The sequence below is a fragment of the Rhizorhabdus sp. genome (assembly GCF_018006725.1).
Classification (GTDB): Bacteria; Pseudomonadota; Alphaproteobacteria; order Sphingomonadales; family Sphingomonadaceae; genus Rhizorhabdus.
This window is the reverse complement of sequence record NZ_JAGMXV010000257.1, coordinates 1-5,951: the sequence shown is the minus strand read 5'-3', so window position 1 is coordinate 5,951 and position 5,951 is coordinate 1. Positions and strand designations below refer to the sequence as shown.

The 5,951-nt window shown below is 63.0% G+C and carries 8 protein-coding genes and 1 pseudogene; 4 read left to right on the top strand and 5 right to left on the bottom strand.

From position 1 onward, the window contains the following. Positions 1–228 (top strand): annotated as a pseudogene (locus KAY22_RS23085) (integrase); the annotation flags it as partial. Positions 229–363: 135 nt separating this feature from the next. Here KAY22_RS23085 and KAY22_RS23080 read toward each other — a convergent pair. Genes KAY22_RS23080 through KAY22_RS23065 form a run of 4 tightly spaced genes read right to left on the bottom strand, consistent with a single transcriptional unit; the run spans position 364 to position 2,214 of the window. Next, a complete protein-coding gene (locus KAY22_RS23080; protein ID WP_296625513.1) occupies positions 364–756 on the bottom strand; it encodes a hypothetical protein in 393 nt (130 codons plus the stop codon). Positions 757–809: 53 nt separating this feature from the next. After that, entirely contained in the window at positions 810–1,430 is a 621-nt protein-coding gene (locus tag KAY22_RS23075; RefSeq protein WP_004213387.1) for a histidine phosphatase family protein, read from the bottom strand. A gap of 8 nt (positions 1,431–1,438) precedes the next feature. Beyond that, positions 1,439–1,891 carry a DUF2442 domain-containing protein gene (locus KAY22_RS23070; RefSeq protein ID WP_004213385.1) on the bottom strand — a complete coding sequence of 151 codons (453 nt, stop codon included), beginning with the start codon at positions 1,889–1,891 and terminating at the stop codon, positions 1,439–1,441. Further along, the gene (locus KAY22_RS23065; protein ID WP_251652444.1) at positions 1,888–2,214 is read right to left on the bottom strand and encodes a DUF4160 domain-containing protein; all 327 of its coding nucleotides are present in this window, start codon (positions 2,212–2,214) and stop codon (positions 1,888–1,890) included. The genes KAY22_RS23070 and KAY22_RS23065 overlap by 4 nt, the downstream gene beginning before the upstream one ends. 461 nt (positions 2,215–2,675) lie before the next feature. On the opposite strand from KAY22_RS23065, the gene KAY22_RS23060 reads away from it, so the two are divergent. From KAY22_RS23060 to KAY22_RS23050, 3 genes are all read left to right on the top strand, one after another. Beyond that, on the top strand, positions 2,676–3,305 hold the full coding sequence (locus KAY22_RS23060; protein WP_017503386.1) for a transcription elongation protein SprT: 630 nt from the start codon (positions 2,676–2,678) through the stop codon (positions 3,303–3,305). Between the two features lie 73 nt (positions 3,306–3,378). Beyond that, positions 3,379–4,020, top strand: a complete 642-nt coding sequence (locus KAY22_RS23055) for an AAA family ATPase (protein WP_004213380.1) — start codon at positions 3,379–3,381, stop codon at positions 4,018–4,020. Positions 4,021–4,037: 17 nt separating this feature from the next. Continuing rightward, positions 4,038–4,319: a hypothetical protein gene (locus KAY22_RS23050; protein ID WP_004213379.1), complete on the top strand. Its 282-nt coding sequence runs from the start codon at positions 4,038–4,040 to the stop codon at positions 4,317–4,319. A gap of 56 nt (positions 4,320–4,375) precedes the next feature. On the opposite strand, the gene KAY22_RS23045 is transcribed toward KAY22_RS23050, so the two are convergent. Further along, positions 4,376–5,287, bottom strand: a complete 912-nt coding sequence (locus KAY22_RS23045; RefSeq protein WP_296625512.1) for a replication initiation protein — start codon at positions 5,285–5,287, stop codon at positions 4,376–4,378. Positions 5,288–5,951: the final 664 nt, after the last annotated feature.

Sequence of the window (5,951 nt, the reverse complement as noted above, 5' to 3'; positions counted from 1 at the left end):
GCCAATGCCTTTGCGATGGTGCGCCGACGCGCTGGCGCGGCCGAGATCGGGACGGCGATCGGCAACCACTCTTTCCGCGCAACCGGCATTACCACCTATCTGAAAAACGGCGGCACCCTGGAGACGGCCGCGACGATGGCGAACCACAGCTCGACGCGCACCACCCAGCTCTACGATCGGCGGCCCGATGACGTGACGCTCGACGAGGTGGAGCGGGTGTTGATCTAAGGGTGACGGAAAACCCCGCCAGCGCCGTTGTCGTGCAGTTTCCCAATCCGACAGTGTTTTTCGTGCAGCCAGATCGAGCGGGCCGGGGGCCGCGATCAGGGGAGACGATCAGCGGCGCAAATCATGTGATTGCCGTTAGGTGGCCAAGGTCACCGCTTTCCTAGGCCAAATGAAGGGAATTGAGCCAAGTATGAAACCTAGAAATGTCGCTTGGAGCGGCACGGCGACCCCGAACGCCGCAATTTTCAGGACCACCAGCGCGTAAGTATTTGCTATCACATCGGCAATCATGACCGCTCCCGCCAACAGCAGGCCAGATCGCTTAAATCGTGAAAGAAGCAGGGCGATAACGAGCAAATCCAGAAAGATTAGCGAGGTCCAGAATAATTCCAGGATCGTTGGCCCCCAACTATAAGGCCGCCAGCCATAGGCCAGAAAATCACGTGCATGATTGAATGCGCCAATCCCGAAGCAAGCCAGATACAGCCCTGAGACGATCCGGAATCGAAGGTCTAGTCGCGTTTCCATGCGACAGCGATATCCTCAAAAAGTCATGGCTGACAAACAGGTGAATCCCGCCACTAGGCAGCCAGCGCCGGCGCACATTCCCAGCGCCCGCCCTGCCAATGGAAGCCTACCCGCTGCGCGTTGCTGATCGCGGGCGGCTCGCCCTTGCGCCAGAACGCCCGCATCTTAGCCCTTTCGTCCAGATCGGCGTCGGCGACGATCGCACGCGCGGCCTGGATGAACTGCCCATGCCCGAACACATAGACCAGCGATCCCGCAGGCATGGCTGCGAGGCGATCTAGCGCCGCCTCGCAGCGCCGCAGCAGCGTGGCGAAGCTCTCCGCCTCTTCCCCGTCGCAATAGTCCGGGTCCGCGTCCTGCCAATAGCGTTCGAGGTGCGGCATCCGTTCGGCGCTGCGCGTGCCGTTCCAGCGCGCCGGTTGCAGATAGGTGAACTCTTCGATCGGCCACACTTCGACCGGCACGCCGGGAAAGCGCGCGATCGTCGGCGCGGCCGTCTGCCGGGTGCGCGTATAGGGCGACGTTACGATGAGCGCGGGTGCTTGCGTCCAGCTCGCCGCGACCGCCCTCGCCTGTTCGTGGCCGCGCTCCGTCAGCTCGATCGTCGCGAGATCATGGCAGGGCACGCCGGCGTTGCCGGTGGATTCGCCGTGGCGGATGAAGATTGCTCGCATTGCTCCGCCTATGCCGCCTGATGCAGCCCGTCGCTGACCTCCCAGCCCCGACAGGCCAGCAGGATCGGCTTGGGCACTCTCTTTTCGCCATTGGAATAATAGGCGACCATCCGGCGTGAGACGCCCAGCGCGTCGGCCGCCTTCGACAGCGACAGGGCATGGCGCAGCCGCCATTCGAGAAAGGCGCGCACGTCGCTATGTCCGGTTGCCGAGAGCGTTTCGAGCCACAGCATGTCCGCGCCCAGCTCGACCCCCGAAGGCCAGGCCAGGCTATGCCCCCAATCGCCCAGCTCGACCTTGGCGAACTCGCCGGGATCGCGCAGCGGGGCGAAGGCGCGATCATTGAGGATCGCGCCCAGCTCGATATCGGCGGCCGTGCCATCCGACCACGACACATGCAGCGCCGAAGGACCAATCGCGCGCACGGCGGCAATAGTGCGGGTCTTGTCGGTGACGTTCATCCGTTCAACTCCTGCCATGTCTGCATGAGCAGCGCCTGGTTCGGCCCCGCCCATTCCAAAGCGTCTTTCAGGACCGCCGTTGGCACGGTGCCGACGATCAGCTCGAACGTCGCGATTGCCACCGAGCAGCGGAAATCCGGGCCTTCGATGTGAAAATGCGGCACGCCATGATCGCGGCCATAGACGGCAATCTTCCAGCGGGGACCGCGAAACATCGTGACCATGCCTCCATATAGTGCAACCGTTGCACTAGTGCAAGAGAGACGCCCTTTCCTCCTGAAGCAGGCTTTGAGCCGGGGCGGGACGAGGCGGTCGATCGTCATTTCAGGAACGCTTGAGAGGCGCGGGGCATGACCAGTTCAGCACTTTTTGCTATTATATGTATATCATAACGATAGCGTTATACCGTCAGTCCGACATTAGAAAGTGATTATGGGCGCGTCCCTGCGGGCACGGCTCTATCTCCGCCTGAAGGCTCCGACCAAGCCCGCAAGCGGTCTTGGCGCATAGCGTGACGATCCTCGCGCGGGGGCCGGGGCAAGGCCCCTGCCCTGCGGTGCCGGCGTGCGCCGGCGTCGATGTTCGTTCGGGGGGAAAGGCGGTCCCGGCCGCCTCTCCCCCGCAACGGGAATAGACGAGCCGAGGCTCAGTCGCTTCGCTCCCTGCGCCCGCACCACCCCGTCGATTCCCGCTGCTCCCCTCTCTGGCCGGCTGCTCCGCGCGAACTCGGGAGCGATGGCGAGAGGCCATCGCCCCGAAGGGCGATTTGAAGGGAGTAGAAGGCATGACGCAGGACAATCGCGAAAGCTGGCTCAACCGGGTGGCGGCGGGCATGGCCCCGCTGTTCGAGGCGCTGGATGCCCCCCTGCCCTCGCGCGTGCGGGTCGCGATCGGCTTCACCAGCGCGGGCCGCAAGGGCAAGGCGATCGGCGAGTGCTGGGACAACCGTTTGAGCGCGGACGGGCATTTTGAAATCTTCATCCGCCCGGACCTCGCACACGCGCCTGACGCGATGCCCTCGCAGATCGCGGCCATCCTCGCGCATGAGCTGGTCCATGCTGCCGTCGGCATCCCGGCCGGACATGGGGCGGCGTTTAAACGGGTCGCGCTGGGGCTGGGGCTTGTCGGGCCGATGCGCGCCACCACCCCCGGAGAGGCGTTCCTTGCCGCCATCGTGCCGATCCTCGATGCCGCTGGCCCCCTCCCCCATGCCCGCCTCGACACGGACGGGGAGTCGACCGCGCCCAGGAAGCAGAAAACCCGGATGCTCAAATGCGAGTGTGCGACGTGCGGCTATACCGTCAGAACCGCGCGCAAATGGCTGGAACAGGCCGGTGCGCCGCTCTGCCCGATCGAGGGGCATGGGGTCATGGAGCATCCGCTGGACGACGACGATCCCGAGCCGGAGGATTGAGCGCGACTGTATATCACAACGATAGACAGATCATGCCGAAACGATTAACGATGACGCGCGGAGTGAGGGCATTATGATATTGGCAGTCGGAAACACGAAAGGCGGCGTGGGCAAGACCACCCTCGCCGTCAATCTCGCGGTCGCGCTGGCGCTCGCCGGCCGCGACCTCTTGCTGGTGGACGGGGACGAGCAGGGCACCGCCCTCACCTTCACCCAGCTTCGCGCCGAGCGGCTTGGGCAAGCGGGCTATACCGCCGTCGCCCTCACCGGCGCGGCGCTGCGCAGCCAGGTCCGCCAGCTCGCCACCAAATATGATGATATCATCATCGACGTGGGCGGACGCGACACCGGATCGCTCCGCGCCGCGCTCACCGTCGCCGATACGCTCCTGGTGCCGGTGCAGCCGCGCAGCTTCGACGTGTGGGCGCTCGATCAGGTTTCGGCGCTGGTCGCCGAAGCGCGCGAGATCAACGAGGGCTTGCGCGCCGTCGCAGTGCTGAACGGCGCAGACGCGCAGGGGGCCGACAATGAGGCCGCCTTGGAGATGATCGGCGATATCGACGGCATCGAGGTGCTGCCCACGTCGATCGTGCGGCGCAAAGCGTTCCCGAACGCGGCGGCCGAAGGCAGGGCGGTTATCGAGCAAAGCCCGCGCGACCCCAAGGCGATAGACGAATTGACGGCGCTGATCGGCGCGGTTTGTATATCAAGATAATATCGGAGTGATTTTTTATGGCTATCGCTCGTAAACCGAACAGCAAGCCCAAGCCGCCGATGGACGAGGCGGCGGCCGATGCCTTCATTGCCGGCGCGGCCAAGCCGGAGGCCGCGCCGATCGCGGCGGAGGCCGACGAGGCGGGGCAGGGGGCCGAGCCGCGCAAGTCCCCGGTGATGCTGCGGTTCGATCGCGCGCTTCTCGCCAAGGTCGATGCGGCTGCCAAGCGGCGCGGAATCAGCCGCAGCGCATGGATACAGTTCACGGTGAGCCGCGCGCTCGATGCCGGCGAGGGGTAGGACCGGCTAGGGCGAGGCAGCCCCAGCGCGCGAAAAGTGAGTTTTGGGGTAGGGCCTCACCTTTGGGCGGCGGACTGGTTGAAGGCCACCAGCACCGGCATTTCGGGTATGTCCCCGCGTAGCTTGGCGCGGCGGACGATACTATGTTGGTCGATCAGGTTTTGCGCGTCGCGGCGGCCGCTCATGGTTTTCGGGAGCCACATCATCGAAACCCGCTCGACCTTGCGGCCATTCTTGATCGGCGTGAACTCGACCCAGAAGGGGCAGAGCTTGTTGATTTCGTCCTGCGCAACCTTGAGGCAGTATTTGTTGAAATCGGCGAAGCGTTCCAACTTGCCTTCCGGCACGTTGAGCAGCCCGCGCAGCTCCGCAATCGTGAACTCTTCGCTTTGCTTGTATTCGAGGCCGATCCGCCGTTCGATCATTTCATAGAGGCACAGCGCATATTTCGACTCGAAACAATACATCACCTGCGTCTTGAGACGGGCATAGACCTCGCTGTTGCGCAGTATCTCAATCAGCTCCTCGGGAATCCGATAATGGAGGAAGCCGTCTTTCTCGAGGCTTTCGTCGCTGGGGCCGAGAAGCTGGACGCGGCGCTTGTAGCTCTTGCCGGCCTTGCGGATGGTGACGATCGCGATCGTGCCCATCAGGCGCAGCAGCGAGCTTTCTATGCGCTCATTGCCCTGGTGCGTGCCCTTGAGCGCGGATTTGGCGATGCGGTGAATGACCGGCTCGCCGATCCGGTCCCAGGCGTTCGCGATCAGCAGATTGTAGATTCGCCGATCGGCGAGGGTGAGGGGCGACAGCTCAACAATATCGACCAGTTCGCCAGGTTTGACGATTTCCCCGTAATTGGCGGGATCGAAAGGGTTTCCGCGCCCCCTTTGGGCGAGGGTCAGGGCGGTTTCGTTGCCCGAGGCAGTCTTTGCCTTGCCGTCCTTCACTGGTGAGTTTGTCAAAGCCATGCCCTCACCTTAACAGCAACGGTGAGCTACGCAAATCCTAAAGCTCGCCGTTCGCGATCAGGGGAGAGGCTACCCCAAAACTCACCGTCAATTTTGCGGATACCCCAAAGCTCACCGGACTCGACCCCAACACTCACTTTTACCGCCCCCAAAACTCACCGAAGGCTACCCCAAAACTCACGCGACTCGACCCCAACACTCACTTTTCGAGGTCATTTTTCCAAGTTTTCTGCGGGTTTGAGGCACCCTGAATCTTGAATCTAAGAAGAATCTTTGAATCAGAAGGTGAACGGTGAGTTTTGGGGTAGCCCTGCCTGTGGATAACTCTGCGCCAGCAGGACCGACACGCCCAAAGAAAAAGAAAAGCACCGCCTCTTGGGGCTTCGCCCCGCCGGCTCGCGGCCTACGGCCGCCCCGGATCGCTACGCGATCCTCCCACCCGGCATCCCCATGATGAGCCGGCTTTGCCGGCAAGCTTTTGATAATTTGGGAATGGGGACAAACCTCGCGCTCCTATCGCCCGCACACCGCCTAGACGGCCCAGTCGGCCCGAAGCTGCGATTTTGGCCAGGTTGAAGAACGAACACTGAACGCTTGATTGATTCTACCAGGACCGTTGCTGACCACCGACCTCGTAGATATCGGCTTCCATGGAGCAATTGTA

Bases quoted from the DNA above. Each gene is read 5' to 3' on its own strand.
- KAY22_RS23065 (WP_251652444.1), bottom strand. From the start codon at position 2,214: ATGACGATCGACCGCCTCGTCCCGCCCCGGCTCAAAGCCTGCTTCAGG.
- KAY22_RS23070 (WP_004213385.1), bottom strand. From the start codon at position 1,891: ATGAACGTCACCGACAAGACCCGCACTATTGCCGCCGTGCGCGCGATT.
- KAY22_RS23055 (WP_004213380.1), top strand. From the start codon at position 3,379: ATGATATTGGCAGTCGGAAACACGAAAGGCGGCGTGGGCAAGACCACC.
- KAY22_RS23045 (WP_296625512.1), bottom strand. From the start codon at position 5,287: ATGGCTTTGACAAACTCACCAGTGAAGGACGGCAAGGCAAAGACTGCC.
- KAY22_RS23080 (WP_296625513.1), bottom strand. From the start codon at position 756: ATGGAAACGCGACTAGACCTTCGATTCCGGATCGTCTCAGGGCTGTAT.
- KAY22_RS23075 (WP_004213387.1), bottom strand. From the start codon at position 1,430: ATGCGAGCAATCTTCATCCGCCACGGCGAATCCACCGGCAACGCCGGC.
- KAY22_RS23050 (WP_004213379.1), top strand. From the start codon at position 4,038: ATGGCTATCGCTCGTAAACCGAACAGCAAGCCCAAGCCGCCGATGGAC.
- KAY22_RS23060 (WP_017503386.1), top strand. From the start codon at position 2,676: ATGACGCAGGACAATCGCGAAAGCTGGCTCAACCGGGTGGCGGCGGGC.